This window comes from Pseudomonas sp. HLS-6 TE3448 (genome assembly GCF_053629555.1).
Window position 1 is genome coordinate 2,234,565 of record NZ_JBRJIO010000001.1, and the last position, 24,989, is coordinate 2,259,553.

At 58.0% G+C, this 24,989-nt stretch carries 28 protein-coding genes; 12 read left to right on the forward strand and 16 right to left on the reverse strand.

Annotated features, from left to right (window positions below):
• The first annotated feature begins 61 nt into the window (after nt 1-61).
• Nucleotides 62-1,192, forward strand: coding sequence for a hypothetical protein (locus tag AB7M23_RS10275; protein WP_454240755.1), 1,131 nt, complete (start codon nt 62-64; stop codon nt 1,190-1,192).
• A gap of 123 nt (nt 1,193-1,315) precedes the next feature.
• Nucleotides 1,316-2,548, forward strand: a complete 1,233-nt coding sequence (alaC, locus tag AB7M23_RS10280; protein WP_065758900.1) for an alanine transaminase — start codon at nt 1,316-1,318, stop codon at nt 2,546-2,548.
• A gap of 53 nt (nt 2,549-2,601) precedes the next feature.
• Here the strand turns inward: alaC and AB7M23_RS10285 are convergent, their stop codons facing one another.
• A complete protein-coding gene (locus AB7M23_RS10285; protein WP_454240756.1) occupies nt 2,602-3,081 on the reverse strand; it encodes a GNAT family N-acetyltransferase in 480 nt (159 codons plus the stop codon).
• Nucleotides 3,082-3,223: 142 nt separating this feature from the next.
• Here AB7M23_RS10285 and AB7M23_RS10290 point away from each other — a divergent pair, with 142 nt between their 5' ends.
• Nucleotides 3,224-3,601: a YkgJ family cysteine cluster protein gene (locus AB7M23_RS10290; RefSeq protein WP_065758882.1), complete on the forward strand. Its 378-nt coding sequence runs from the start codon at nt 3,224-3,226 to the stop codon at nt 3,599-3,601.
• Between the two features lie 128 nt (nt 3,602-3,729).
• Entirely contained in the window at nt 3,730-4,269 is a 540-nt protein-coding gene (locus AB7M23_RS10295; protein ID WP_454240757.1) for a hypothetical protein, read from the forward strand.
• Here the strand turns inward: AB7M23_RS10295 and AB7M23_RS10300 are convergent.
• Nucleotides 4,242-4,721 carry a DMT family transporter gene (locus AB7M23_RS10300; protein ID WP_454240758.1) on the reverse strand — a complete coding sequence of 160 codons (480 nt, stop codon included), beginning with the start codon at nt 4,719-4,721 and terminating at the stop codon, nt 4,242-4,244. The genes AB7M23_RS10295 and AB7M23_RS10300 overlap by 28 nt on opposite strands.
• A gap of 99 nt (nt 4,722-4,820) precedes the next feature.
• Between AB7M23_RS10300 and AB7M23_RS10305 the strand changes: the two genes are divergently transcribed.
• The 3 genes from AB7M23_RS10305 (at nt 4,821) to AB7M23_RS10315 (ending at nt 9,214) form a co-directional block, all read left to right on the forward strand.
• On the forward strand, nt 4,821-5,729 hold the full coding sequence (locus tag AB7M23_RS10305) for a LysR family transcriptional regulator (RefSeq protein WP_454240759.1): 909 nt from the start codon (nt 4,821-4,823) through the stop codon (nt 5,727-5,729).
• A 129-nt stretch (nt 5,730-5,858) separates the two neighbouring features.
• Nucleotides 5,859-6,248 (forward strand): lysozyme inhibitor LprI family protein, encoded by a 390-nt coding sequence (locus AB7M23_RS10310; protein ID WP_454240760.1) that lies wholly within the window; start codon nt 5,859-5,861, stop codon nt 6,246-6,248.
• 389 nt (nt 6,249-6,637) lie between these two features.
• Nucleotides 6,638-9,214 (forward strand): sensor domain-containing protein, encoded by a 2,577-nt coding sequence (locus tag AB7M23_RS10315; protein WP_454240761.1) that lies wholly within the window; start codon nt 6,638-6,640, stop codon nt 9,212-9,214.
• A gap of 142 nt (nt 9,215-9,356) precedes the next feature.
• Here the strand turns inward: AB7M23_RS10315 and AB7M23_RS10320 are convergent, their stop codons facing one another.
• On the reverse strand, nt 9,357-9,623 hold the full coding sequence (locus AB7M23_RS10320; protein ID WP_454240762.1) for a hypothetical protein: 267 nt from the start codon (nt 9,621-9,623) through the stop codon (nt 9,357-9,359).
• A gap of 16 nt (nt 9,624-9,639) precedes the next feature.
• Nucleotides 9,640-10,299 carry a M24 family metallopeptidase gene (locus AB7M23_RS10325; RefSeq protein WP_454240763.1) on the reverse strand — a complete coding sequence of 220 codons (660 nt, stop codon included), beginning with the start codon at nt 10,297-10,299 and terminating at the stop codon, nt 9,640-9,642.
• Between the two features lie 176 nt (nt 10,300-10,475).
• On the opposite strand from AB7M23_RS10325, the gene AB7M23_RS10330 reads away from it, so the two are divergent.
• The 3 genes from AB7M23_RS10330 to AB7M23_RS10340 all read left to right on the forward strand — a co-directional run bounded on the left by AB7M23_RS10330 (nt 10,476) and on the right by AB7M23_RS10340 (nt 11,837).
• Nucleotides 10,476-10,865: a hypothetical protein gene (locus tag AB7M23_RS10330; RefSeq protein WP_454240764.1), complete on the forward strand. Its 390-nt coding sequence runs from the start codon at nt 10,476-10,478 to the stop codon at nt 10,863-10,865.
• Between the two features lie 64 nt (nt 10,866-10,929).
• On the forward strand, nt 10,930-11,409 hold the full coding sequence (locus AB7M23_RS10335) for a sterol desaturase family protein (RefSeq protein WP_454240765.1): 480 nt from the start codon (nt 10,930-10,932) through the stop codon (nt 11,407-11,409).
• A gap of 158 nt (nt 11,410-11,567) precedes the next feature.
• Nucleotides 11,568-11,837, forward strand: coding sequence for a metal-sensing transcriptional repressor (locus tag AB7M23_RS10340; RefSeq protein WP_065758873.1), 270 nt, complete (start codon nt 11,568-11,570; stop codon nt 11,835-11,837).
• Here the strand turns inward: AB7M23_RS10340 and AB7M23_RS10345 are convergent.
• The 9 genes from AB7M23_RS10345 to AB7M23_RS10385 form a co-directional block, all read right to left on the reverse strand.
• Entirely contained in the window at nt 11,834-12,139 is a 306-nt protein-coding gene (locus tag AB7M23_RS10345) for a cyd operon YbgE family protein (protein WP_065758872.1), read from the reverse strand. The two genes, AB7M23_RS10340 and AB7M23_RS10345, sit on opposite strands and share 4 nt — an antisense overlap.
• On the reverse strand, nt 12,129-12,245 hold the full coding sequence (cydX, locus tag AB7M23_RS10350; RefSeq protein ID WP_065758871.1) for a cytochrome bd-I oxidase subunit CydX: 117 nt from the start codon (nt 12,243-12,245) through the stop codon (nt 12,129-12,131). Before cydX ends, AB7M23_RS10345 begins: the two co-directional genes overlap by 11 nt.
• Before the next feature lie 74 nt (nt 12,246-12,319).
• Nucleotides 12,320-13,459 carry a cytochrome d ubiquinol oxidase subunit II gene (gene cydB, locus AB7M23_RS10355; RefSeq protein WP_454240766.1) on the reverse strand — a complete coding sequence of 380 codons (1,140 nt, stop codon included), beginning with the start codon at nt 13,457-13,459 and terminating at the stop codon, nt 12,320-12,322.
• A 10-nt stretch (nt 13,460-13,469) separates the two neighbouring features.
• A complete protein-coding gene (locus tag AB7M23_RS10360; protein WP_454240767.1) occupies nt 13,470-15,044 on the reverse strand; it encodes a cytochrome ubiquinol oxidase subunit I in 1,575 nt (524 codons plus the stop codon).
• Complete coding sequence (gene cydP / locus AB7M23_RS10365) at nt 15,041-15,250, reverse strand: cytochrome oxidase putative small subunit CydP (protein WP_065758868.1); 210 nt, start codon at nt 15,248-15,250, stop codon at nt 15,041-15,043. Before cydP ends, AB7M23_RS10360 begins: the two co-directional genes overlap by 4 nt.
• 232 nt (nt 15,251-15,482) lie before the next feature.
• Nucleotides 15,483-16,688: a benzoate/H(+) symporter BenE family transporter gene (locus AB7M23_RS10370; protein WP_454240768.1), complete on the reverse strand. Its 1,206-nt coding sequence runs from the start codon at nt 16,686-16,688 to the stop codon at nt 15,483-15,485.
• Between the two features lie 159 nt (nt 16,689-16,847).
• Complete coding sequence (pdxR, locus tag AB7M23_RS10375; RefSeq protein ID WP_454240769.1) at nt 16,848-18,338, reverse strand: MocR-like pyridoxine biosynthesis transcription factor PdxR; 1,491 nt, start codon at nt 18,336-18,338, stop codon at nt 16,848-16,850.
• Nucleotides 18,339-18,445: 107 nt separating this feature from the next.
• Nucleotides 18,446-18,904, reverse strand: a complete 459-nt coding sequence (locus tag AB7M23_RS10380; protein WP_409280907.1) for a GNAT family N-acetyltransferase — start codon at nt 18,902-18,904, stop codon at nt 18,446-18,448.
• Nucleotides 18,905-19,042: 138 nt separating this feature from the next.
• Nucleotides 19,043-19,318 carry a DUF3077 domain-containing protein gene (locus AB7M23_RS10385; protein ID WP_454240770.1) on the reverse strand — a complete coding sequence of 92 codons (276 nt, stop codon included), beginning with the start codon at nt 19,316-19,318 and terminating at the stop codon, nt 19,043-19,045.
• Between the two features lie 690 nt (nt 19,319-20,008).
• Between AB7M23_RS10385 and AB7M23_RS10390 the strand changes: the two genes are divergently transcribed.
• Nucleotides 20,009-20,947 carry a hypothetical protein gene (locus AB7M23_RS10390; RefSeq protein WP_454240771.1) on the forward strand — a complete coding sequence of 313 codons (939 nt, stop codon included), beginning with the start codon at nt 20,009-20,011 and terminating at the stop codon, nt 20,945-20,947.
• A 213-nt stretch (nt 20,948-21,160) separates the two neighbouring features.
• On the opposite strand, the gene AB7M23_RS10395 is transcribed toward AB7M23_RS10390, so the two are convergent.
• The gene (locus tag AB7M23_RS10395) at nt 21,161-21,922 is read right to left on the reverse strand and encodes a DUF4145 domain-containing protein (RefSeq protein ID WP_454240772.1); all 762 of its coding nucleotides are present in this window, start codon (nt 21,920-21,922) and stop codon (nt 21,161-21,163) included.
• Nucleotides 21,923-22,127: 205 nt separating this feature from the next.
• Nucleotides 22,128-23,024 (reverse strand): EcsC family protein, encoded by an 897-nt coding sequence (locus AB7M23_RS10400; RefSeq protein WP_454240773.1) that lies wholly within the window; start codon nt 23,022-23,024, stop codon nt 22,128-22,130.
• 544 nt (nt 23,025-23,568) lie between these two features.
• Between AB7M23_RS10400 and AB7M23_RS10405 the strand changes: the two genes are divergently transcribed.
• On the forward strand, nt 23,569-24,030 hold the full coding sequence (locus tag AB7M23_RS10405; RefSeq protein ID WP_454240774.1) for a hypothetical protein: 462 nt from the start codon (nt 23,569-23,571) through the stop codon (nt 24,028-24,030).
• A gap of 46 nt (nt 24,031-24,076) precedes the next feature.
• Here AB7M23_RS10405 and AB7M23_RS10410 read toward each other — a convergent pair whose 3' ends face one another.
• Nucleotides 24,077-24,796, reverse strand: coding sequence for an SDR family NAD(P)-dependent oxidoreductase (locus AB7M23_RS10410; RefSeq protein ID WP_454240775.1), 720 nt, complete (start codon nt 24,794-24,796; stop codon nt 24,077-24,079).
• Nucleotides 24,797-24,989 lie beyond the last annotated feature (193 nt).

Genomic DNA, 24,989 nt, shown 5'->3' on the forward strand with positions numbered 1-24,989 from the left:
TGCCTGCGTTTTTTCGCCGCGTTTAGTCTGCTGCCATCTTCAATCAGATCGAGTTGGCAGCATGAGCATTTTGACAGTGTATTTTTGTGGTACCGGTTCCCATCGTTTTGACGACCTTCACCCCAACTTCTGGGATGGCGAGTTGGTGTCGACGCTGGCCTCTAACACGCAGGGTCGGGAGTTTGCTGATTGGGTCATCATTGATGGCCCAGGAAGCGGCAACCTGCAGGCGGATGAAATGTTTGTTGAAAACAAGGCGTACGGCATGACCGGCACCTTGTTTGGCAGAGGTTGGGATGAAAACGTAGGTCATGCACTGCAGATCATCAAAGGCCGCTGCGATTGGCAGCGTCAGGATTTGACCGAGCAGGAGTACAACCAGCTGAAAGCCGCCGGTGTTCCGATCAAGGACCTTGAGGCCAGTGGTTCCTGGTTCTGGCGTCGCTATAGCTATGGTAAGCGTGACGTTACACCACAGCAGTTGCAGGAACAGATCATCAAGACCTTCCGCAAGAACGGCGTCATCCCTACCCAAGTGAACATGGTTGGCTGGAGCCGTGGTGGCATCAGTTGCCATATGCTGGCCAACGCCATGGCCAACGACGCAGCGCTCAAGCACATACCGGTGAATATCTTTGCAATCGACCCGGTACCTGGCTTGCTCAATTTCCAGGATAACCGGGTAAAACTGGCAGCGAACGTGAAGGAGTATGTAGCGTTCTACGCACGCGACGAGCGCTCCAAAGGCTTCGCCTGTGTCATTCCGCAGACCGCCAGCAGCACCCGTACATGCGTGTACCCGATGCCGGGCCGACACGCTACCCTAGTGGGCAATGCCGCTGCCGACGGTGCCTCGGGGGACAAGGCGTTGGCCGAGCCGGGGTTGATCGTGCGGCATTTCGCGGAAACCTGCCTGACCCGTTGGGGCACCTCGTTGAGCAAGCGTCTGCAGTTGAATGAAGGGCAGTTGAAGGTGCATCACAAGGCCTTGAACGACCACGACCCGCGCTATCAGGCCATGCGCAAGCACTCTTATACCCTCATCACCGAATCGGATAAAAACGAGCGAGCGGTGAGCCTGGGCAGTAACGGTGTGCCGTTTTCTTCGATCCAGGGTAGCCACCTGAGCCCCACATCCGGCTTGGCCGCGCCGCTGGAGTGGCATGACGGGGCGTACAAAGACATCTGCTAAGTTGCTCAATTTTCTTCGGTAGCTCTGGACAGCGGTGACCTTGGCGCTCTATTGTTTGCCTCGGCCACCGCAGTGGCCAACGTCGCTCGGACGGTTCCGGGCGCTTACGTCTTCGAGGAAGCCATGGCTGACCAAGGTTCGCCGCGCCGCTTTGCGCGCATTGATCGTCTCCCCCCTTACGTCTTCAATATCACCGCCGAACTCAAGATGGCTGCACGCCGTCGTGGCGAGGACATCATCGACCTGAGCATGGGCAACCCTGATGGGGCTACGCCACCGCACATCGTCGAGAAACTGGTGCAGGTTGCCCAGCGTGAAGACACCCACGGCTATTCGACATCCCGCGGCATTCCACGCCTGCGCCGCGCCATCTCGCGTTGGTACAAAGAACGCTACGAGGTCGACATCGACCCTGAGAGCGAAGCCATCGTGACCATTGGTTCCAAGGAAGGCCTGGCGCACTTGATGCTTGCCACCCTCGACCATGGCGACACGGTGTTGGTGCCCAACCCCAGTTACCCGATTCATATCTACGGTGCCGTGATCGCAGGCGCCCAGGTGCGTTCCGTGCCGCTGGTGCCGGGGGTGGACTTCTTCAATGAACTGGAGCGGGCGATTCGCGAGTCGATCCCCAAGCCGAAGATGATGATTCTCGGCTTCCCGTCCAACCCGACCGCGCAGTGCGTAGAGCTGGACTTCTTCGAACGCGTGGTGGCACTGGCCAAACAGTACGACGTGCTGGTGGTTCACGACCTGGCCTACGCCGACATCGTCTACGACGGCTGGAAAGCCCCGTCGATCATGCAGGTGCCGGGCGCCAAGGACATTGCGGTGGAGTTCTTCACTTTGTCCAAGAGCTACAACATGGCGGGCTGGCGGATCGGCTTCATGGTTGGTAACCCGGAGCTGGTCAATGCCTTGGCGCGGATCAAGAGCTACCACGACTACGGCACCTTCACACCGCTGCAGGTTGCAGCGATTGCTGCTCTGGAAGGCGATCAGCAGTGCGTGCGCGACATCGCCGAGCAATACCGGCAGCGGCGCAACGTGCTGGTCAAAGGCCTGCACGAGATCGGCTGGATGGTTGAAAACCCCAAGGCCTCAATGTACGTCTGGGCAAAAATCCCCGAGCCGTATGCGCACCTGGGGTCGCTGGAGTTTGCCAAGAAGATGCTGGCCGAGGCCAAGGTCTGCGTATCGCCAGGCATCGGGTTTGGTGATTACGGCGACGATCACGTGCGTTTCGCCCTGATCGAGAACCAGGACCGTATCCGCCAGGCACTGCGTGGTATTCGCCAGATGTTCCGCGCAGACGGCCTGGAACTGCCGAAAGCGACCAAGCCCGCCCGCGATTAAGATCGCAGGCAAGCCTGCACCCACAACGGTTGGGGCAGGCTTGCCTGTGATGCTCAAGCCCTCTGCAGGCGCATCTGCACCAACGCCACCCGCTCACCGCGCTGATTGCTGCGCTCTTCGATCCCATAGGGCACAAAGCCCAACTGTGGGTACAACAACAGGCCGGCGGTGTTCTGGTTGAAGCAGGACAATTCCACGTCCTTGGCCTGGTAGTGCTCCTGTGCCATCGCGATCATTTGTTCGATCAGGTAACGGGCTACACCCTGGCCGCGGGCTGCCGGGTCGACAATCACATTGCCAATCGAGCAGCGCCCACCTCGTTCCCATTCATAGAAGTTGGCGAAACCGACAACCCGCCCATTCAGCTCGACCACCGTTGAGTTGGCGCGCTGATCAATGGAGGCTTGCAACTGTGCCTCGGTCAACGGAAACGAGGCTTTCGGGAACATGAAGTAGAGCTCTTCCGGGCCTTGCGGGAAGGTGCAGAGCAAGGCGAGGTCAGTAGCGATAACAGGGCGGTGAGTCAACGACATCAAAGGCCTCCTTGGCCGGGCAGTAGCAGTTTGTCGGGAACGCGAATTTAATTTTTGCGCCCACTGTTCAAATACTGGGCGAAGCATAGAATATTGCTCGGGTTTCTCCCTATAACGATATTCCTCCCCCCTGTTCCCCATCATGTCCGAAAACAATCCTTGTTTGAATTGCGGTGCCTGCTGCGCGTATTTCCGTGTGTCTTTTTTCTGGGGTGAATGCAGCTCGGCTGGCGGGCTGGTGCCCGACGAGTTGGTCGAGCAGATCAGCCCTAGCCGTGTTGCCATGCTGGGCACAGGGTGTAAGCCCAGCCGTTGCATCGGCCTTGAGGGTGAAGTGGGCAAGGCGGTCAGTTGCTCGCTGTATGAGCAACGCTCAACGCCTTGCCGTGAGTTTGATGCGGCCTGGGTCAATGGCCAACCCAATCCGTCCTGCGATAAGGCGCGGGCGGCCCATGGGTTGCCACCGCTGGAAGCCAACGAGCCGAGTTGGCCGGACGACGACGGCGCCTCAGCCGCCTGAGCCGCCTGGTTTTGTGCGTAACAGCGCGAAAATACAAGCGTCGAGCGGCGTGATCGCTTAGGGTGGCGCACTTTTGAAACGGTCAAATGGATATGACGGTGCGCCCAAGTTACCTCACGATCAGCTTGATGCTGTTCCTATGCAGCCTGTTTTTCGATGCCCTTGAGCTGAACACGGGCAGCGCGTTTTCGGCGATGCATTTGCTGATTGCCGGCTGGTGGGGGGTGATTTTCGAGCTCTATGGCTGGTTCGCCAACCCGTTGCTCGGCCTGGCCTTGCTGTGTCGACGGCGCTGGCCGTGGTTGGCGTTAGTCATAGCCCTGGCGGCCTGGGGGCTGGCGCTTTCCTGCCTGTGGATAAGCCGGGTGCCGGACAACCATAGCTATGATTTTGCCCGTGTGGCCGGGTTTGGTTGGGGCTACTACCTCTGGCTCGCCGCGTTTACAGTGTTTGCCGCAGGGCAGGGCTGGCATTGTTGGCAGCGACGAAAGGGTGTCGAAATACCCCGTTGGCGCCTGCTCGACTGGCTGCTTCTGATCGCACTGAGTGCCACAGTGTTCTGGGTCAGTGGCAACCTCGGGCCGCTGCATCAGGTAAAGGCCGAGCGCCAGACGGTATCTGCCGAGGAACGCATGGCGCCTCATCGGCTGGCCGAGGTGCCCCACTGAACCACCACCATGCCGGCCACGATCAGGCCCACCCCGAACACCCGCAACCCGTTGACCGGTTTGACCGGTAACCCCATCAAGCCCCATTGATCGATGGCCAGTGACGACAGTACCTGGCCGGCGATTACGCAGACGATAAACCCGGCGGCGCCCAAGCGTGGTGTCAGGATCAGTGCTGCCGTGATATAGGCCACACCCGCCACGCCACCCAGCCACGCCCACCAGGGCGCCTGTGCCACCGCTGTCAGTTGCGGCGGCGGTACGCGCATCAGTAGCAGTGCGGGCAGCACCATCAACAGGCTTACCGCCAGCGACACCAGCGTGGCCCACAACGGATGCCCGAGCAAGCGCCCCAATGCGGCATTGCTGCCGGCCTGAAAGGGTACTGCGGCGCCGGCCAACAGGGCGACGGCCAGCGGTACAACGATGGCGGGAGACAGTGACAGGCTCATGGTGTGCATCCTTAAAACGGTGAATAGCAGGCTTGGCGCAGTCTTGAATATCCATTTCAATAATGGAAATTCGAATTATCAACAGGGACTATTCGCGTGATGGATGATCTGCGCCGCATTGATCTGAACCTGTTACTGACCCTGCATGCGCTGCTGGTCGAACAGCATGTCTCTCGGGCAGCCGTGCGTTTGCACCGCAGCCAACCGGCGGTCAGCCATGCGCTGGCGCAGCTGCGCGAACTGTTCGCCGACCCGTTGCTGGTGCGCCAGGGTGGCCGGCTGCAGCTCACTGCCCGAGCACGCGAACTGATGCCGCCCTTGCACGATGCCCTGCAGCAACTTGATGCCTTGCTGGTCAGCCCCGGCTTCGACCCGGCTCGCGCACGCCGCAGTTTTCGCCTGGCCATGTCGGATTACGGCGCTCGAGTGCTACTGCCGCCGTTGCTGGCACGGCTGCGGGGCGAAGCGCCCTCGGTTGATCTGGTCGTCACCCAAGGCAGCCGTGAAGCGATGCTCAGCCAGCTGATTGATGGTGAAATCGACTTGGCGCTGGGCGTGTTTCCGCGCCCGGCGCAGGAGTTGCGCACGGCGTCGCTGTTTGAAGAGACCTTCATTTGCGTCGCCGACCGCGAGCGCTTGCCCCCTGAGGGCGTACTGAGCTTGAGTGCCTGGCTGGCGCGCCCACATGTGTTGGTGGCGATGCGTCCAGGTGCAGACAACGAGATTGACCAGGCCTTGGCGACGCTCGGCGAAAAGCGCCGGGTTGCGTTGGCCCTGCCGCACTGGGGGGTGGCCCAGGGCGTCATTGCCGGTACTGACCTGATTCTCACCGTTGCCCGACGCAGCCTGTCTTGCGACACGCTTGACCCAAGGCTGCAGATCTTCGAGCCGCCGCTGGCAATCAAGGCCTTTGAGTTTCAGCAGGCCTGGCACGAACGCCGTGAAGGCGACGCGGGCCATCGCTGGTTGCGCACCTGCGTGGTCGACGTGTGCCGCAGCACGTACTAATGGGCTGCGCGCGTCTGAGCGAAGGCAATCACTAACCCAAGGGGGCAATGCTTCCCATTGTCTTGGCGCTGCCCGGCCTGCATGCTGCGTCTTTCTGTCGATCTGCTGACGTTCCCAAGGACCTAGAACATGAAAAAAACGACCCTTTGCGCCGCGCTATTGCTGTGTGCAACGACGCAAGCGGTGCTGGCGAAAGACGGCTACTCGGCGGCGTACAGCCAGTGCATGGATGCCTCCGGCGGTGTTACCTCCACCATGAATGAATGCAGTGGCGCCGAGATCAAGCGCCAGGACGCTCGCTTGAACCAAGGCTATAAAACCGCCATGGCCGGGCTGGAACCTGCCCAGCAAGGCAAATTGCGTGATGCTCAGCGTGCGTGGATCAAATACCGTGATGCCAACTGCGGGATGTACTACACCCTTACCGGCGGCACCATGGACATACTCAATGGTGCCGCGTGTACCCTGCGCATGACCAAGGAGCGGGCAGATGAGTTGGCCACGTTGCTTGGGCCATAATGGTGCTTAACCTTGGCAGATCAGCGGTGCTGCATACATAAAAGGATCTGCAAACAGTCATATATGTTCCAAGGTATAGTTACAGGCCCTGGAACATACTCCAGCATGCAGTAGTTATACCTGTTCAAGACAGCACATATCGTCTTCACTGAATCGTTTAATGGCTTTTATCAGGGCGAAGTTCACGGTGTGCCGTGCCCGCGCAGCGTGGCCTGTTCAGCGTTAAAAGGGCTGTTTGGCAGTGCTATTTATTGACTTTGATAAGTGGCAAAAGGATGATGGCAATATGATGGTGTTCTTGAGATTGTTTGAATTCTGTACGCCACGCTTATCCCCATGGGTAGCGGACGGGTCAAGTGTTTAGTTGCTCTATGGAAAGAAGGTCAGCCATGTCCCTGTTGTCGAGCGAACCCTTGCCCCCGACGTTGGAACATAAGGCGCTGCTGAGCATCCTCGATGACTCGCTGGCGATTGCCGAGTTTTCACCTGACGGCATCCTGCTGGCTGCCAACGGCCTCTACCAGAAACTCTTCGGCTATTCACCTTCGCAACTCTGCGGCCTTCACCATCGAATGCTATACGCCAGCAGCCTGAGCGATGTCTCGGCGTGTGATCGGCTATGGGGCAGCCTCAGGAACGGGCAGGCCATCAGCGGCCAGTACCCGTACACGAGTGCTGATGGTCGCCAGCTGTGGTTGGCCGCAACCTATAAAGCGGTCTTCGCGGCTGATGGGCGAGTGGCCAAAGTGGTCCAGTTCGCGGCCGATGTCACTGCCCGTGTCGAGCAGGAGCACCTTGAACACGAGCGTACACGGCTGATCTCGCTGTTTGCCGAGCATTCGCACAATGCGCTGGTGCTGGCGGATCACAAGGGCTGTGTGCTGTTTGCGAATGACGCGGTGCACAGGCTGTTTGGCTACACGCCGCAGGAGTTGCTCGGCAAGCCGCTCATGCAACTGTTCAACAGCCTGCAGGCCCAGATCACGCCCTTGAGCGAGGTGCTTGAACACCTGGACACCGGGAACTCCTACAGCAGTGAAGAACTGCTTTACAGCAAGCATAAACAGCCCCTGCTGTGCGCCTTGCGGGTCAACCCTATTGTTGATGGGCACGGTGCGTTCAGTCACGTCGTCTGCGTGGTCAACGACCTCACCGATGCCAAGATCCATGAGGTGCTGCAGCGCAAGGCGCTGGAGTCGATGGCGGGTGAGGCACCGCTGGCCGAAGTGATGACGCTGATCTGCAACGAAGTCGAGCGCATTGCGCCCGAGGTGGTTGCCTCGATTCTGCGTGTCGATGAACACTGCATGTTGCGCCCGCTGGCCAGCCCAAGCCTGCCGCAGAGTTTCGCACGCGCGCTGGACGGTGTGGTGATTGGCCCCGATGTCGGCTCCTGTGGCACGGCTGCCTTTATCGGTTCGCCGGTACACGTGCGTGATATTGAAAACGACCCGCTCTGGGCGCCCTATAAACACCTGCCACTGCCCCTGGGATTGCGCGCCTGCTGGTCTACACCGATCAAAACCAGCGCAGGCCAGGTGATTGGTACCTTCGCCTTCTATTATCGGGAGGTGCGCGACCCGAGTGAGTTTCACAAGCGTCTGGTGCAGATCTGTACCCACCTGTGCGCCTTGGCCCTGGAGCGCGATAGCGCGCGCCTGAAGATACGTCAGTTGGCGTTCTACGACAGCCTCACCGGGTTGCCCAACCGCAATCTGCTGCTGGCCAATGCCGACCAGGCGATTGCCAGCGCCGAGCGCAACCAGCAGTCGCTGGCGGTCCTGTTCATCGACCTTGACCGCTTCAAGCAAGTCAACGATTCCTTCGGTCATCCGGCGGGCGATGACCTGCTGTGCCTGATCGCCGAGCGCTTGCGCAGCGACGCCTACAACAGCGAGATCATCGGGCGCTGGTCGGGCGATGAGTTCGTCATCGTCCTCAACCCCTGTACCGCCGCCCAGGCTGTCGACACCGTAGAGCGCCTGCAGGCATTGATTTCCATGCCCTGTGACATCGGTGGTATTACCCTGATGCCGTCCGCCAGCATTGGCATCAGCCAGTACCCGGATGACGGTCAGGATATGGAAACCCTGCTGCATTGTGCCGACCTTGCCATGTACCAGGCGAAAACCCGCGGGCGTGGCCGCTTCAGTTTCTTCAGCAACGACATGAACCAGCTTGCTCAAGAACGCCTCACCCTCGAAATCGCGCTGCGTAATGCCCTGCTGGCCCAGCGCCTGCAACTGCACTACCAGCCGTTGGTGAACCTGAAGACGGGTGCCCTGTTGGGCGTTGAGGCGCTGGCACGTTGGCATGACCCGGTCTTTGGCCATGTGTCGCCGACCCGCTTTATTCCACTGGCTGAAGAGTCCGGCTTGATTGGCGCGCTAAGCGATTGGGCGCTCACGCAAAGCTGTCGGCAACTGGCCCAATGGCGCAGTGAGGGCTTGGTAGTGCCGGGGGTATCGGTGAACCTGTCAGCGACCAACTTCCATAACCGCGACCTGCCACGGCAGATCATCGACACGCTCAAGCAATACGCACTGCAGCCCCATGACCTGACTCTGGAAATTACCGAAAGCGTCATGCTCGACCCCAACCCGAGCATCATGCTCAACCTGCACGAATTGCATGCGCTGGGCATTGAATTGGCGATGGACGATTTCGGCACCGGTTATTCCAGCTTGAGCTACTTGCGGCGCATTCCGTTGAGCACCCTCAAGCTGGACAAAAGCTTTGTGCATGACATGGAGCACGACACTGCGGCACAGGCCCTGACCCGCGCAGTGATTCGTATTGGCGAGAGCCTGAACCTCACCGTGGTAGCCGAAGGTGTGGAGAACGAAGCGCAACGTGCGCTGCTTCAGATTCAAGGTTGCGAAGTGGGGCAGGGCTACCTGTTCGCCCGCCCGCTGCCTCCCGAACAGTTGGCCGAATGGTTGGAAAGCACCGCCGGCGGCCTGTGATGCGGCCTGTTGTGCTCAGAAGCGCTAGCCGACGTTGATCATCATCGCCGCCGTACCGAGCAGCACCACTTCCGCGCCCACCGGGCCGAGGTGCGCGCCAACTGAAGACCGCTTGATTACGCCAGTTCAGTACGTTTGGTGATCACTTGTGCCGCAGCAGTTCACAGCGCCGTTTTTTCAGGTTGAGGTTCTGTTTTGCCAGTTCTTCGGCAAGTTCGGCCAAGCGTCTTTCACCGTAAGCGATGACGGCCTCTTTGGAGGGGTACAAGTCCTCGATGTGGTAGTTGCGACCGGCTTCGGTGCAATCGTACGCACTGCCAATGTAGCCCCTGGCGACCAACTCTATCTCCAGGGGCTGAAAGCTGCGTGTCAGCAGCCAGGCTTTGTAAGGGTAGGTTCTCTCGCTCATACCTGTGTTCTGCGTGTCAGGCCAGCAGGTCCTCATAAAATGCCCCATAGGGCTTTTCGGGGTGGGCAATCTGGATTTCAAGGATCCACAGGCCGGCATTCGGGCAGCGCTCGAAATCCCCCAGGTCGCCTCCCCGATAGATCGCATGCGGGAAATCGCTGACACGGTGGCCCTTGATGTTCAGGTTCAAGCGCCAGCCCATGGCCTCGGCTTGCTCCTCGGCGTAGCGATAGAGTTCCTGCCCCGCGACGCGCTCATTGGCCCAACGCTGTTGCACCGTGTCGAACAGCGTTTTGGCGGCAGCGGCGCAGGCCACCATTTGCGCATCCGTACCGGTGGTGAAGGTTGCCCCGGCGTCGCCCTCGTGCCCGCGCCATACCGCACCCATGTCGATGAAGAAAATATCGTCTTCACCCAGCACCGGGTCACCCTCGGAGCGCTCCTTGAACATCTTCAGGGTGTTGCTGCCAAATCGCACCAACAGCGGATGCCAGATGCGTTGCATCTCCAACTCGGCGAGCACCTGCTTGCCCAGTGCAATAGCCTCGGACTCGCGCATGCCGGGACGGATCAATGCCGACAGCATGTCGATCGCGCGCCAGGTCATGGCTTGCGCGTACTTCATGGCCTCGATGTCGTAGACCTCGCCTACGGCTTCCTTGGCGGGTGCGTTCATGCAGGGCTTCCTTTCCTATGACGGTGTTTCGCTATATTAATATCTATATAGCGCCATGTGCGACGGCTTTTTTTGCCGTGTGCTCGAAGCGTCGATCTGCCTGATGTAGGTCAAGCGCAAGTGGGTACGTTGGCCTAGAGTGAAACAACGACCTCCACCCGTTAAGGTGTTCGAACATGAGCAGATCACTCCCCGTAGTTGGCTTGGCGTTGTTACTGGTCAGTTGTGGTGTCGGCGCGCAAACGCCGCCTGACGCAGACCAGCAGTGGCAGCAGCACATGACCGAAATGCGCGAAATGCACGAACGCTGGATGGCCAGCAAAACCCCTGAAGAGCGCCAGGCAATGATGAAGGCTCACCAGCAGGCCATGGGTAACGGCATGTACGAAATGGGCGGCTGCATGGGCGGTGGCAAAATGATGGGTGGGATGAACCAGGGTTCGATGATGAACCAAGGCCCCATGATGAACCTCGACTCCGTGGAAAAAGTCGACAAGGCCATTGCACACATGGAGCAGATGATCGAGCAACTGCGCAAGCATCGGGAAATGCTTTCCAAGCCGTGAGCCTAGACCGTCGGCCAGTGTTCACATACCCTGACGCCGACGTTTACCGAGCCACCTGTTTCCTATGATTGCCCACCTCGCGATATTCCTTTGCACCCTGACGGCCATGGAAGGTGTCGGCTACCTGGCGCACAAGTACGTCATGCATGGCTGGGGCTGGTTTTTGCACCGGTCCCACCATGAAAAACACCTGGGCGCCCTGGAAACCAACGACGTTTACCTGCTGGCCCTCGCACTGGTGGCCGTCGGCCTGATCGCAGAGGGCAACGCCGGCCACGACCCGCTGCAGTGGATCGGTGCAGGCGTGGCGGCGTTTGGTGTGATCTATATCGTCATCCATGACGGCATCGTGCACCGCCACTGGCCGGTGCGACCCAGGCCGCGCCATCCGTACCTGAAGCGGCTGTACCGTGCCCACCTGATGCACCACGCGATAAAAGGCCGGAAAAACAGCGTGTCGTTTGGCTTTCTCTATGCCCCGCCAGTGCGGCGGTTGAAACAGCAACTGCGCGAGCGCCGCGTGAATGGCAAACCGTTGACCTGAGACCGGGTTTCGTTTGCTGGACACGGTACAGTCGGCCATGCAAAGTGGCGGGCCGAAAATGCGACCCACTACGAACAGCATTATTCACGGGAGAAAACCTGAAGGGTTGCTCAGGAAGAGCAGCGTATCGACCTTACGGCGTATTGCAGAGTTCAGACATGATAAAACAACAAGAATCAAAGAGCAGGGATGCCATCCTCAAGCGGCTGGCCCGCGTCGAGGGGCAGGTTCGCGGCATCCAGGCAATGATCACGCGCGGTGATGAGTGTGAGGCGGTTGCCCAGCAGTTCAGTGCGGCACGCAAGGCCCTCGACAAGGCCTATCAGGAAATGTTGGTGTGCCTGGTGGAAGACGCGATCCTCAGCCCTGAACAGAGCAATCAGGAAAAACTCGCCCAGGTTCGCGCCATCTTTACCAAGTACACCTAAGCCACGGCTTGAACGCGGGCTTGCCAGAGGATGGCATAGCCCAGCCCCATCAGCAGCCATCCCAGCAGGGGATGGAAGACGCTGCGCCACAGCCGGCTTTGCGGGTCAAAACCCACTCCATGAATGAAGCCGCTGGAGATACCCAGCATGCTCAGCATGATCAGCCGATGACTGTAGTGGCCATCGGCGTCCAGCATCACCGCCGGGTGGATCAGGAAAATCAACGTCAACGGTGTCGCCAGCAGCAGCGACACAGCGCGGCTGTAACCGCGCTGTAGCCACGGACGGGGCTTACTGGTCACCCGTCACCTCTTCATCAAGGTTCTGGTGGGTTTCCAGCCACAGGGCGTTGATGATGCCGAAGCTGCAGGCCAACAGTACGCCGAGTATCCAGGTGAAGTACCACATGATGTTCTCCTTGCCGCGTTGGGCGGCGGGTGTGCTGATCGGCGCAAGGCAGGCCTGCGCCGAACAGGCTCGGATCAATACAGCCCGTGAGGGTTGGCTTCGATGGTCTTGTTGGTCAGGCGTCCCCACATGCGGGTGTAGCACCACAGCGTGTACCCCAGGATCAGCGGCACGAAAATGCACGCCACGATGAACATGATGCCCAGGGTCTTCTGGCTGGAGACCGCGTCCCATACCGTCAGGCTGGAGGCGGCATCGAGGCTCGATGGAAACACGAACGGGAACAGCGCAAAGCCGGCGGTGCAGATGGTGCCGACAATCGCCAGGCTACTGCCGAGGAAGGCCACGCCCGCGCGGTTCAGTTGGGCACCGAGCAGGGCCAGCAGCGCGCCGGCAAAGCCCAGCGCCGGGGCGATGATCGTCAGCGGGTAGTGGCTGTAGTTGGCCAGCCAGCCGGCGTTACCCACCGCCACCTGTTTGCTCAGTGGGTTGATCGCACCACCGGTGTTGAGCCCATCGGCCAGGGTCAGCCCAGGAATCGAGGCTACCAGCCAGGCGCCCGCACCGGCAAAGGCCGTCAGGTACATCAGGGCGCACAAGCGGGTGGCCACACGCGACCGTGCATGCAGATCGGCATCGGTACGCAGCATCAGCCAAGCCCCGCCGTGCATACTCAGCATGCTCAAACTGACCACGCCAGCGAGCAGGGCGAACGGGTGCAGCAAACCGAAGAACGAGCCTTCGTAGCTGGAGCGCATCAACTCGTCGAGGCGGAACGGCAGGCCCAGAAACAGGTTGCCGAAGGCCACGCCAAACAGCAGGGCTGGTACGGCGCCACCGGTGAACAGGGCCCAGTCCCAGGCATTGCGCCACTTCTGGTTTTCCAGCTTGCTGCGGTAGTCAAAGCCTACCGGCCGGCAGAACAGGGCAAACAGCACCAGCAGCATGGCCCAGTACAACCCGGAAAACGCCACCGCATAGACCATCGGCCACGCCGCGAACAGCGCGCCACCGGCGGTGATGAACCACACCTGATTGCCATCCCAGTGCGGGGCAATGGTATTGATCGCCACCCGCCGCTCATTGTCGGTTTTACCCACAAACGGCATGAGCGCCATGGCCCCCATGTCAAAGCCATCGGTCAAGGCGAAGCCGATCAGCAGCACGCCGATCAACACCCACCACACCAGCTTCAGTGTTTCGTAATCAAACATGATCTGCTCCTCAAGCCTTGACGGTGTGCGCGACAGCGTCACGCTCGAAGTGATAGCGCCCGGTGTGCAGGCTCGACGGGCCAAGGCGGGCAAACTTGATCATCAGGTACATCTCGATCACCAGCAGCAGGCTGTAGAAGGCGATCAGTGCCAGCAGCGAGCCCATCACATCGCCCGCAGACAGCGACGAGGTCGAGAGGTGAACCGGCAGCACTTCGGCAATCGACCACGGCTGACGACCATGCTCGGCCACCACCCAACCGGTCTGGGCGGCAATCCACGGCAGTGGCAGGCTGCACACGGCAAACTTGAGCAGCCATGGCTTGTTCTCGGCATTACGCTTGATCGAGGCCCAGGCGGCCAGCACGAACAGCACCAGCATCAGGAAACCGGACGCCACCATGGCGCGGAAACTCCAGAACATGGTGAAGACATCCGGAATGGTGTCCAGCGAGGCTTGCTTGATATGTGCTTCGCTGGCGTCGACCACGCTCGGGGTGTACTTCTTCAGCAGCAGGCCGTAACCGAGGTCTTTTTTCACCTCATTGAACGCGGCGATATTGGCCTCGCTCTTGTCGCCATGACGCAGCTTCTCCAGCAGGCCATAGGCGATCATGCCGTTACGAATGCGCACCTCGTGGTGAGCGATCAGGTCCTTGATGCCAGTGACCTGCTTGTCCACCGAACGCGTTGCGATGATGCCCATCACGTACGGGATCTTCACCGCATAGTCGGTACGTTGCTGTTCCTGGTTCGGCAGGCCAAACAGGGTGAACGCGGCAGGCGCCGGTTCGGTTTCCCATTCGGCTTCAATCGCGGCCAGTTTGGTCGTTTGTACATCACCGATCTCGTAGCCGGATTCATCACCCAGCAGGATCACCGAAATGGTCGAGGCCAGGCCGAATACTGCGGCAATCGCAAACGAGCGACGGGCAAACGCCAGGTCACGTTTCTTCAGCAGGTAGTAGCTGGAGATCGCCAGCACGAACACGGCGCCTGTCACATAACCGGCAGAGACGGTGTGAACGAACTTCACCTGCGCGACCGGGTTGAACAGCAGCGCGCCGAAATTGGTCAGCTCCATGCGCATGGTTTCAAAGTTGAACTCGGCACCCACCGGGTTCTGCATCCAGCCGTTGGCGATCAGAATCCACAGCGCCGACATGTTCGAGCCAATCGCCACCAGCCAGGTCACGGCCAAATGCTGCACACGGCTCAGGCGGTCCCAGCCAAAGAAGAACAGGCCGATGAAGGTCGACTCGAGGAAGAACGCCATCATCCCTTCAATGGCCAGCGGCGCACCAAAGATGTCCCCCACATAGTGGCTGTAGTAGGCCCAGTTGGTGCCGAACTGGAACTCCATCGTCAGCCCGGTGGTTACCCCCAGGGCAAAGTTGATCCCGAACAGCTTGCCCCAGAACTTGACCATGTCCTTGTACACCTGCTTGCCGGTCATGACATAGACCGACTCCATGATGGCCAGCAGAAACGCCAGCCCCAGGGTCAAGGGCACAAACAAAAAGTGGTACATCGCGGTGACTGCAAATTGCAGGCGCGACAGATCGACTACGGATTCCGAGATCATCTCGGTTTCTCCTCGGTGAGTTGCGAAGGGGGTGGCGTGCCGAATAGGTGGGCGTCGAAGCGCGCACTGCCGTTGACCGGCACCGTTGGTTCACTGAACCAGATGGCTTTTATGCTGAAGAGGATGACCAGCTTGACCACGAGGATGATGCCAATTTCCCGCACCAGCGGGATTCGCCATGGGGATTTGGGGGCATCGTTGGGCACGCTGTGACTCCGAGGTCGATCAGGCGGGCATTGCGACGACGTTCGAGGGGTAAACCTGGCGCCATCCAGCAACGTCTGCTGAGGAGTTTGGCGAGTGTTCCGGGGCTCAGAACACTCATGGCGCAATGCTACGTTATACCCGCGGGGGTATGTAAGGCGCGGCCATTGACGCAAGTCAAGGCCACGCCAAGTAGTGCCCAAACAGGGCAAAAAAACACGGATTGCTCGGCCACTACTGCGCGCGTAAGCCTGCCACCGGTTTGCGCCCGCCATGGATCAACAGATGAACCACCAGGCCCGCGACCAGCCCCCAGAACGCCCCACCGACACCCAGCAAGGTGACATTGGCTGCGGTGGCCAAGAAGGTTATGAGGGCGGTCTCGCGGGTGCGGGCATCCACCATGGCATTGGCCAGGCTGCCGCCAATCGCACCCAGCAAGGCCAAGCCCGCCAGGGTGGTGACGAAGGTGCGCGGCAACACCATGAACAGCGTTGCCAGGGTGACGCCGAAAATACCGACCATCACATACAGCGCGCCACACACCAGCCCGGCGATGTAGCGCTTGGACGGGTCCTCGTGGGCATCCTTGCCCGTGCAGATGGCTGCGGTGATCGCTGCCACATTGAACGCGTGCGCGCCGAACGGGGCCATCAGCAACGAACCCAGGCCGGTGACGGTGAGGATTGGGTTGGCGCTGGTCTTGAAACCGTCATTGCGCAACACCAGCATGCCCGGCATGTACTGCCCGGTCAGGGTGATGACAAACAGCGGCAGCGCCACACCCAGCAGCGAACCCAGCGAGAACTGCGGCACTTCAAACACCGGTGCGGCCAGGCTCAACTGCAGTTGCTGCACGTCGATTCTGTCCTGGGCCAAGAGCAGGGCCAGGCCGATCAGCAGAATGCCGACCACGGCAAAGCGCGAGGTGAAGCGGCGCAGCACCGCATAGGCCAGCACCAGCACAATCACCAACAGCGGGTCGGCGCTGGCGCCACCAAACGCGTTCACGCCAAACTGCAGCAGAATGCCCGCGAGCAGGCCTGCGGCAATACCGCTCGGAATCCAGCGCACCAGTCGCTCAAACGCACCGGACAGGCCCAGCACGATAAAGCCGATTGCCGACAGCATGTAGGCACCGATTACCTCGCCATACGGCGTGAACGGCATCACCGTCGCCAGAAAGGCCACACCCGGTGTAGACCAGGCGGTAATGATCGGTTCACGGTAGTGGTAGCTCAGCCAGGCGCCGGTCACGCCGACGCCGATACTCACCGACCACACCCAGGACGCCGTTTGCGCCGCGCTGAGTTGGGCCAGTTGCGCTGCCTGAAACACCAGCACGAACGTGCCGCCATAGTTCACGATGACTGAAATCAGTGCCGCAATGCTGGGGGATACAAGGTCGCTTGCGCGCAGGCCGGTTGTTGATCGAATCACGCGGGGGTTCCTTCCTGATGGGCTGACAACAGCAGGGAAGCACGTGCCGCATTCCCCGCCGAGTGAGGGAGGAGCGTAGCGCCTGGCTGGTGGGCCCGATCAGTCCAGTTAGCCCACGGCAACCAGACCACATCGGGCCAGCAGCAGGGCGGTAAACGGCTAGGTGATGGCCTTGACCAACCGTTGTATCGCCGTCTCGATCTCATGCGGGGTCAGCGCGGCAAACCCCAGCAACCAGCCGCCGACCGCTGGCGGCGTGGCATACAGCCGGCTCAGCCCGGGCAACAAAACACCGGCCCTGGCCGCTTGCCGGATGGTCTCCGGCTCCGACCAGCCCTCGGCCAGCACACACGGCATGTTCAAGCCGCCCGGTGGCAAGCGCGCCGTGACGATAGGCGAGAGGTGGCGCTCCACCGCATGCGCCATCGCTTCACGGCGTACCGCATAGATCTTGCGCATGGCGCGAATGTGCGCGCCGAAGTGTCCGTCCTCGATAAAGCGCGCCAAGGTCAACTGCGCCAGTTGTGGGGTGTGACCATCGAGAATGCTGCGGGCGTAGCTCATGGGTTTCACCAGTTCCTGCGGCAGCACCATGTAGCCCATGCGCAAACCGGGGAACAGCGACTTGCTGAACGTGCCCAGGTAGATCGTCCGATTGTACTTATCCACACCCTGCACGCAGGCCGTCGGCAAGCCCTCGTAATGAAACTGGCTGTCGTAATCGTCCTCGATGATCCAGCCCTGGCGCTCGGCCGCCCAGGCGGTCAGTTCCAGGCGCCGCTCCAGCGCCAGCGTGGCGCCGGTGGGGTACTGGTGCGACGGCGTCACATACAGGGTGCTGGCGCCGCTGGTGTCGGCGTACAGCCTGTCCGTGCGCAAGCCTTTTTCGTCCACCGGCACCGGCACAATCTTTAACTGCGACAACTCAAAGGCCTTGCGTGCGCCGAAGTAACCGGGGTCTTCCATGAGGATGGGTTTACCGGCATCGACCAACACCTGCGCACACAAGAACAGCGCTTGCCGGGTGCTGCTCAACACCAGCACCTGGTCTGCCGTCACCTTGGCCCCGCGCTCCAGGTTCAAGTAACCGGCGATGGCCTGGCGCAGCGGCTCGGCCCCTTGCGGGTCGCCATGCAACAAGGCGCTGGGGCGATAGTCCTTCAAGGCCTGGCGCTGCAGGCGCTCCCAGATGTTCATCGGGAAGGTACGGGTTTCCGGCAGCCCAGTTGCGAACGCCCTGACCTCCTGCTGATCGGCGACGCCGCCACTGGCCAGGATGTCTGCACCCCGCGCACTGAGCGCCACAGCGCCATCCGCACGGGGCGGCAACCCGGCAAGGTTCGCCTTGCGCGTGCGGGTGCCACGCAAACTGGGCCCGATCTTCTCGGAGACAAAACTGCCAGAGCCTTCACGGCGAACGATATAGCCGTCCAGCTGCAACTGAACGTAGGCCATCTCGACCGTGTCACGCGAGACACCCAACGACTGCGCGAGCGTGCGCGTGGCCGGCAGGCGCGAACCGGGTGCCAGCACGCCGTCCAGAATCAACTGGCGCAGCGCACGCTGCACGCGTACACGCAGTTCCAGGGGCGCCAACTTCGGGTCGGCAATGCGGATCTTGAGCGTATCCAGCTCGAAATTGTGGGGCATGTGGTCCGTCAACCGCGCAACGCTATTCCTTGATAAGCCGGCCATCTTGGTGCGAGCGCACGGCGATGTCCATGACGAACACCACCGTGCCGTGCTGGCCCTGAGCGTTACAGCGCCATGCGGTACTCAATAAAGCCGGAGTTCTCAGCCACCCAGTTGTACAGCTTCTGTGCCCGCTTGTTGGTGTTATGAGTGTGCCAATACAACCGCGCACACTGCTGTTGCCGGGCAAAGCGCTGTACCCACTCGATCAACAACTTACCGGTACCGCCACCCCGAATCGTCGGGGCTACGTACAAGTCTTCGAGGTAGCAGAAGTTATCCACCGACCAGGTTGAACGGTGCAACACCGCATTCACAAAACCGACCAGCTCATCACCCTGCACCGCAACGGCCGAATACACCGGCTCGTTCGGGTCGAGCATGCGCTGGAAGGCCGTGCGCGTGGTTTCCTCGCTCAACGCCACCTCATAGAAATCCTGATAGGCCAGCCACAGCGGCAACCACTGCTCATAGTCGCTGCTTTGCACTGCACGTACCGTTACTGCGGTTTGCTCATTAGCCATTGCACTCACCTGCTACACATCAAGGTTGAACCGGGAAGACGTGCAGGGTAGAGCCATCAACGGCTGCCAAACCGACCACTTTACAGCGCCCGGGCAGGCCAATTACCACCTATGGGCAACGCCTGCCCGAAGCCCGCCTCAATCCACCCCATGCTCCGCCAGCGCCTGGCTTACATCGTCGGTTAGCGCCTTGGCCATCTCCCCCAAATACCACGCCGACCACGCCGCCTGCGCAGAACACTCGCCCATGGCGATATCCAGCGCCAGCGTGTTGGCGCACTTCAGCAGGTTCGAGGCGTATTCAAGGGCGAGGGAAATGGGAATATCAGGATTGACGCGGAAGAGGTGGTCATCCTGGCCGTAACGGCCGAAGGTGGTGGTGCCGGTGGTTTTCAGGTTTTTGAGGTTGGGCATGAGCGGCTTTCCATGTAATTCGGTATCACGGGCACATAACAGCGACCGCAACCGGATAGTGGGTTACGCCTATTTTTCTCAAGCCGCCAAGCTTGGGTCGCTGATATGCAGCGATATGGGGCAGGGTAGCGTGGTGTTGTAGATGGGACAAGTGAGAGGCTTGGTGAGTCGGGGGGATGGAGTGAATAGCGATTCGATTTACGGGGTATGGGGGGGGGGGGCCTGTTTCTGCTGTCGATAGTAGATTTTTTGATGTTTTATTTGGGGTGGAGGCCCTTCGTGGTGGACTGCTTTCGGCCAGGAGCGGTCGATCGCCAAGGGCCTATTTCGACCCAGAGCGGCGATTCGTGAAGGGGTAAAAATCGGCCAAGAGTACACATCTAGTCCGAGTCAACTTCCTCTTAAAGATGGCTCCACTTAGAATTGGTCGCTCAGCGATTCACAACTGCTGATCCGAGGTGCTCTCGCCGTAAGGAGAGAAAAAGCGCGTCATTTACTATTCCCCTGAAGCCAGCACTCCAATCAAACTTTTTCGGGCATCTGTAGACGCTCGTCGTAGAGCAGTGTAGCGTGATGCCATAAAGCCAATCCTCCCCTATGCCTTATAAATTTGCATACTAACGATTTGGAAGTCGGCTAGAAATTACTAATGATCAACTCAAGATTATCTGGTAGGAAATGGAGTTAATAGTGGATTTTAAAACTGCTCGATTAAATGCATACCACCAATGGCCTCACAGTACAAAATTCAAAGCCGAAGAAAAATTTGATTTGTGCTTGGAACAAAACGATAACACGATCCCATTCGTAGCTGCGAAATTAGGTAGGCCTCTGGATAATAACCAAAGCATTTATATTGGGCACTACCTAGATGGCCTAGAATCCCTTCCCCATCGTCCAGATTATATGTTTGACCATTGCTTCCGAGTGATTGATAGCTCATCCCAGATACGTTATCCGAAAAAAGGTTTGAAAGGAGTGGTACAAGGCCTCGGAAAAGAATTGATAAAATCAGCTCCGGCGCAATGGAGGGTTATTACAGATAGCATCTGCCGCAATCTCCCTGCTCCAACATTGATGTTTATTGTTCGACGAATGTGTGAGTCATATGTACCACAAGATGATGCGAGCAAACAGTTCTCTGGGAGAGTGGTTGATTGCACTGGGCAACTGTTTTACGACGAGTTTATCAAGAAATTCAGCATAGATAAGTCGAAAAATATTATACCAATCCCATCTGGAGAGCTTCTCCAATCGGCGTCTAGCTTCATGCGACTTTATCTATCAGGCACAGCAGGCACCCAGAAAAGGCGGAATACTGCTCCCGTTCTTGACCTCACAAATCCCAAAAACATCCTTACCGATGTCCGGAGAATAGAATTTTTGCTTTCCGTTTGGTTATTTACAATGCGAAATGAGCGAGCGCATGGATCAGCTTTAAGCCCCTTCAAAACAAGCAAGGCATCATTGGAGCGGTACGAGAGTTACTATTTTTCCATGTTGGCTTGCTATATATTTTCTCTCGGAGCTTTAAGTCTTTCGGATCCCCATATGATCAAGGCAGCGGAGATCGAGGCGTGCAGTTTATCCAACACCACTCTACAGAGAAATTTCTTTACGCACAGTTGAAGAATTGCAATATGATATGGAATCATGTGCGAGGACTTACAGCCCTGCGCACCTTATTGACAGGGAAATGAGGCGCATGGGGCGCAACTATTGTTTTGCTCCTCTATATTGGTCCGTCGCAATTACTCACAATGCTGTCAAAGTGGCGGATGTATTTTTTTACGAGAATTTGCGCAGAGAAATACATCCGCCACACTTTAAAAGTTGAATTTTTTACTTCTTTTTTGCGCGACGAACTCTACTATTTCTAAGCTCGTCACCTTTTGCCGGTATTTCAAATATAGCATCAAAGGTATGCTCGATAATTTCAATAGCTAAAGCGAGTTCGTTATCTGAGGGGCGGGCTAGTTCATGTACTGCGTCATTGCCCATGAATCGATGCTCATGTAATAAGGTGGCGCTTTTTTCAGTTAAGAAACCTTTCTCATGTAGGCCTGAGATTTTTCCTTCGAGATTTTTCAAGCGCTTTACTTCTAGCGTGCCGTCTGTTTTTACTATGGTTTTAGGTCCGTCAATAACACCAAGTTGAGCGCATAGGCCTTCTATTAGTGCTCTTAAGCCTGCCGCGGTTAATGTATAAGAGTCATTGTTATAGCAGTCAATGGACTCGCGATAAATTCGTCGGAGGTTATGTGGGACTTCCCAAAATTCTTTTACTGGTCGCGTGTTTCCAGAACGTTTTGGGTAAAGGGTTACTCTTTCGCCATCATCATATTCATCGTCACTTATTTGCTGTACGTCTTCAGAGAACCAACTAGCCTGCCTGAATGAGGATGTCATGCATCCTTGACATTGAACCACTTGATGAGAGCTTGCCCAGTCAACAGAAAAGCCGTCATCGTATTCTTCGTTGGCTGAATAATCGTATGAAGTCATGATCATGTGGCGAGTTGGCCGAGCGCATTGGGAACAGTGTTCTTGGATAATGTTTCCTTTAAGTTTGTTCTCAAAGTGTTTTTCTGTTTTTTTTCCCAAGATAACCTCGTGGGCAGTTAGGTGCTAGTAGAGTGTGATCCGAAGATATTCAAGGCAGTCATTCCCGCTGTTTCAAACGCGAATGCGACGCCTAGAATAAATACAGCCATGCTTTAAAATCTGCCGCTATTTTTATTAAAAAGTTGGCGAATTTATTTTAAGATAATAAATTCGTCCTCTTTTTGTGCTCTTTTTTGCGGAGTTCTCACACCGTTTGCGAGGCTTCAGTGTAGTGTGGGTCATAGTCATTTGCGGGTTTTACGGTCACCTCAATCACTTCTGGGCCGTACTTGTGCGCTAGGAAGCGTTCCCGATAAAGGTAGAAGGCTGCATCGCAGACTTTCATTGTGAAGTAGGCGTTGAAACCTCCGCCCACAGCTGCGCCTACAGCGGGAATCGCTTGTGCGAGCTTTGCTTTTGTAAGACGTATGCCCAGGGCTTTGGCTATTTCTTGGATGATCTTCACAAAAACGCTTTTTTCCAGCTCCTGCCAGGTCGCTTTCTTCGCTACATCCTGAGAAATCTTGATCAGTTGAGCCATGGCGAGCGCCTTCGAACTGTCGGTGGGAGAGGAGGCGAGGCCAAGCACGTTGAAGGCGAACAGTCGTTCCTCCTGACGTGAGGTGTCAAAACCGTAGTAGGCAGCGTACTCGCCGATCGCACGAAGGTTAAGTGTGATCAACGCCGGGATATCGACTGCCAGACCAGGTAAGCCCACGACACCCGCCCCAGCGCCTTCTACTAGAGCGATGCCCTTGTATTTAGCGCCGAGGAATCCAACGACCTTATCGATTTGCTCTAAATCCAGGTCGTGAATGTCTTTATGAGCTTTAATCGTGCTGTGTCCGTCGCCACGAAACTCTTCAAAAATTGCTTCTGGTCTTACGCTCCACTGGGCAGCGTCGTGGCAAACGCTGGTCAAGCCCTCAATTGCGCCCTGGATCGCGGGGCCTACACCGGGTGCCTTGAACAAGAGGTCACCTGCTTTGTCCAGCGGCTGGTTTATCACCTTCAGTGCTTGGCCGAACCAGCCAATGTCAGGCTCCTTCCAGCTGTGAATCTCTTTCAGTGCGTGTTGCTCATATTTGCTCAGCTTCGGCATGCTGGATCCTTGGTTGGTGAATCAATCATCAATGATATCGAAAGGCTATTATGCCGTGGATGATTCAATTTCTGTTGCCAATTTTCCAGATGTTGTGATTACGCGATAAGGGTGATCACGCCCGTCTAAGAGTACGTGGAAGCATCGCTCCTGATGCTGGAGTACTGAAGGTGCATTCGCCTGCGACTCACCAAGGAGTGTCCGGTTTTGGCCGATTGCTTCCCTTCACGAGAGACCGCTTTGGGTCGGTTGCTGTCCTTCACGATAGGCAGCTTCTGGCCGACAGATGCCCAACGTGAAAGGCAACTGTGGGGCAATTCAATGCGCCGCATGAGCAAGCCCTTGCTGCAAACTGGCAATGGTAAATCCCCCGTTTGATTGGCGAGTCGCTATCAGGCTCGCTAGCCTTGGCGAGGGGGCGCTGCGATTTAGCTGCGATTGTGTGTATCACCACGACTTCGTTCTTTCGTGTTGGCGCAACGCGCAGTTGGGGCAACTCAGTAAGCTCACGCTCAGAAACCCGTTGATCAGATGAGGTGGCTCTATGAACAAGGCAGTCTTTGCCGTGCTGGCCATTACGGTACTTGCGCAGTCACCGGCTTATGCCATCAGCGAAAAGTACCGTAAGCAACTGGAGCAGTCGGGTTGCACCCAGATGAGCGAGCTTCAGGGGTGCGATATCACCAAGAGCAAGGCCGAAAATGCCAAGGCGGGGTTTGGTGAGCCCGCAGCACCGGCAGCAGACAGCGCCAAAAGCCAGACCCCATATGCCGGGCAGTGGGTGGCTAAAAGTGCTTCAGGTGCGACGGTTGCCACCATTCGTATTGATGAAAAAGAGCATGTTTGGGTGAACGGCAAACCGGTCAAAGCCAAACGCACCGATGGCGGGCTGCAATTTCGGGCTGGCACGATCCTCTTCATGATTCAGGGGGATCGGCGGCTGAAGGGTGAGGATTACTGGACGGATAGTGATGCCGGGACCAAAGGCCTTATTCAGGCCGAATGATGGCGGGGTTTGCAGCCCTCTGTGTGTAATGGCCACTTCTCACTGATCAGAAACGTTCGTCAAGAATCGCTGGCAGTGTCAGCTCCTTGATGTAGCTTGCAGACGATAAGCTCAGCGCCATGCGCACTACCTGCACGACGTCATGCACCGGGATCAGGTGGCCTTCTCCATGTTGTTCGGCCAGCGCTCGCGGTGTACTGAGCGCGTCCTCGGTGTTCAGGTAGCCCAGGTTCAAACACGTTACCCCCAGACGCTGATCTCGGTAGCCCTCTCGCAACGCGTCTGCAATTCCGCGCAGCGCGAACTTGGAGGCACCGAAGGTCACCTCTGGTCGTCCGCTCTGGGGCAGGCCAGAGGTCGAGCCGGTCAGAATTATGCGGGGGGCGTTGCTTTTCAAAAGCACCGGTAGCAGTCGTTTGATCAGCAGGATGGTCGCGGTGATGTTGCAGTTAACAATGGCTTGCAACTGTGCGTCTTGATCCGCCAGAAAGCTGTACGCCGAGTCGAAGGCCAGTTCCTCCCATATGCCTAGGTTGTAAACCAGCGTATCAAGCCCTCCATCTGCTACGGCTTGTTCGATGATCAAGGCCGCAGTGGTTGGTTCGGCAAGGTTGGCCTCGATCCACTGCGCCTCTACACCGGCGACTGGCGTGAAAGCGCTAGGTCGAGTGCGTGATACACCAATCAGCGTGTCGCCTACCTGACCGAGGCCTTCCATCAAGGCTTTGCCTAATCCTTTGCTAGCACCTACCACCATGGTTTTCATCGAGCTACTCCCTACTCGTGTCGTTGCGAGTAGGCATCGCACCAGATGGCCTAGCTATTGGCAATTGGCTAGCTGTTTCAGGATGTAAGGCCCAGAGGCTGGCGAGCAAGCCTGCCGCTGTGTCCGGCAGCTATCTGCGGTAAGCCCTCCCTTTGTCATCCCTCGTGATGTCCAGGCAGCGCAATTAACATCT

Coding starts and splice junctions, on each gene's coding strand:
- AB7M23_RS10275 (WP_454240755.1), top strand. CDS start 62: ATGAGCATTTTGACAGTGTATTTTTGTGGTACCGGTTCCCATCGTTTT.
- alaC (WP_065758900.1), top strand. CDS start 1,316: ATGGCTGACCAAGGTTCGCCGCGCCGCTTTGCGCGCATTGATCGTCTC.
- AB7M23_RS10285 (WP_454240756.1), bottom strand. CDS start 3,081: ATGTCGTTGACTCACCGCCCTGTTATCGCTACTGACCTCGCCTTGCTC.
- AB7M23_RS10290 (WP_065758882.1), top strand. CDS start 3,224: ATGTCCGAAAACAATCCTTGTTTGAATTGCGGTGCCTGCTGCGCGTAT.
- AB7M23_RS10295 (WP_454240757.1), top strand. CDS start 3,730: ATGCTGTTCCTATGCAGCCTGTTTTTCGATGCCCTTGAGCTGAACACG.
- AB7M23_RS10300 (WP_454240758.1), bottom strand. CDS start 4,721: ATGAGCCTGTCACTGTCTCCCGCCATCGTTGTACCGCTGGCCGTCGCC.
- AB7M23_RS10305 (WP_454240759.1), top strand. CDS start 4,821: ATGGATGATCTGCGCCGCATTGATCTGAACCTGTTACTGACCCTGCAT.
- AB7M23_RS10310 (WP_454240760.1), top strand. CDS start 5,859: ATGAAAAAAACGACCCTTTGCGCCGCGCTATTGCTGTGTGCAACGACG.
- AB7M23_RS10315 (WP_454240761.1), top strand. CDS start 6,638: ATGTCCCTGTTGTCGAGCGAACCCTTGCCCCCGACGTTGGAACATAAG.
- AB7M23_RS10320 (WP_454240762.1), bottom strand. CDS start 9,623: ATGAGCGAGAGAACCTACCCTTACAAAGCCTGGCTGCTGACACGCAGC.
- AB7M23_RS10325 (WP_454240763.1), bottom strand. CDS start 10,299: ATGAACGCACCCGCCAAGGAAGCCGTAGGCGAGGTCTACGACATCGAG.
- AB7M23_RS10330 (WP_454240764.1), top strand. CDS start 10,476: ATGAGCAGATCACTCCCCGTAGTTGGCTTGGCGTTGTTACTGGTCAGT.
- AB7M23_RS10335 (WP_454240765.1), top strand. CDS start 10,930: ATGATTGCCCACCTCGCGATATTCCTTTGCACCCTGACGGCCATGGAA.
- AB7M23_RS10340 (WP_065758873.1), top strand. CDS start 11,568: ATGATAAAACAACAAGAATCAAAGAGCAGGGATGCCATCCTCAAGCGG.
- cydX (WP_065758871.1), bottom strand. CDS start 12,245: ATGTGGTACTTCACCTGGATACTCGGCGTACTGTTGGCCTGCAGCTTC.
- cydB (WP_454240766.1), bottom strand. CDS start 13,459: ATGTTTGATTACGAAACACTGAAGCTGGTGTGGTGGGTGTTGATCGGC.
- AB7M23_RS10360 (WP_454240767.1), bottom strand. CDS start 15,044: ATGATCTCGGAATCCGTAGTCGATCTGTCGCGCCTGCAATTTGCAGTC.
- pdxR (WP_454240769.1), bottom strand. CDS start 18,338: ATGCCCCACAATTTCGAGCTGGATACGCTCAAGATCCGCATTGCCGAC.
- AB7M23_RS10380 (WP_409280907.1), bottom strand. CDS start 18,904: ATGGCTAATGAGCAAACCGCAGTAACGGTACGTGCAGTGCAAAGCAGC.
- AB7M23_RS10385 (WP_454240770.1), bottom strand. CDS start 19,318: ATGCCCAACCTCAAAAACCTGAAAACCACCGGCACCACCACCTTCGGC.
- AB7M23_RS10400 (WP_454240773.1), bottom strand. CDS start 23,024: ATGCCGAAGCTGAGCAAATATGAGCAACACGCACTGAAAGAGATTCAC.
- AB7M23_RS10405 (WP_454240774.1), top strand. CDS start 23,569: ATGAACAAGGCAGTCTTTGCCGTGCTGGCCATTACGGTACTTGCGCAG.
- AB7M23_RS10410 (WP_454240775.1), bottom strand. CDS start 24,796: ATGAAAACCATGGTGGTAGGTGCTAGCAAAGGATTAGGCAAAGCCTTG.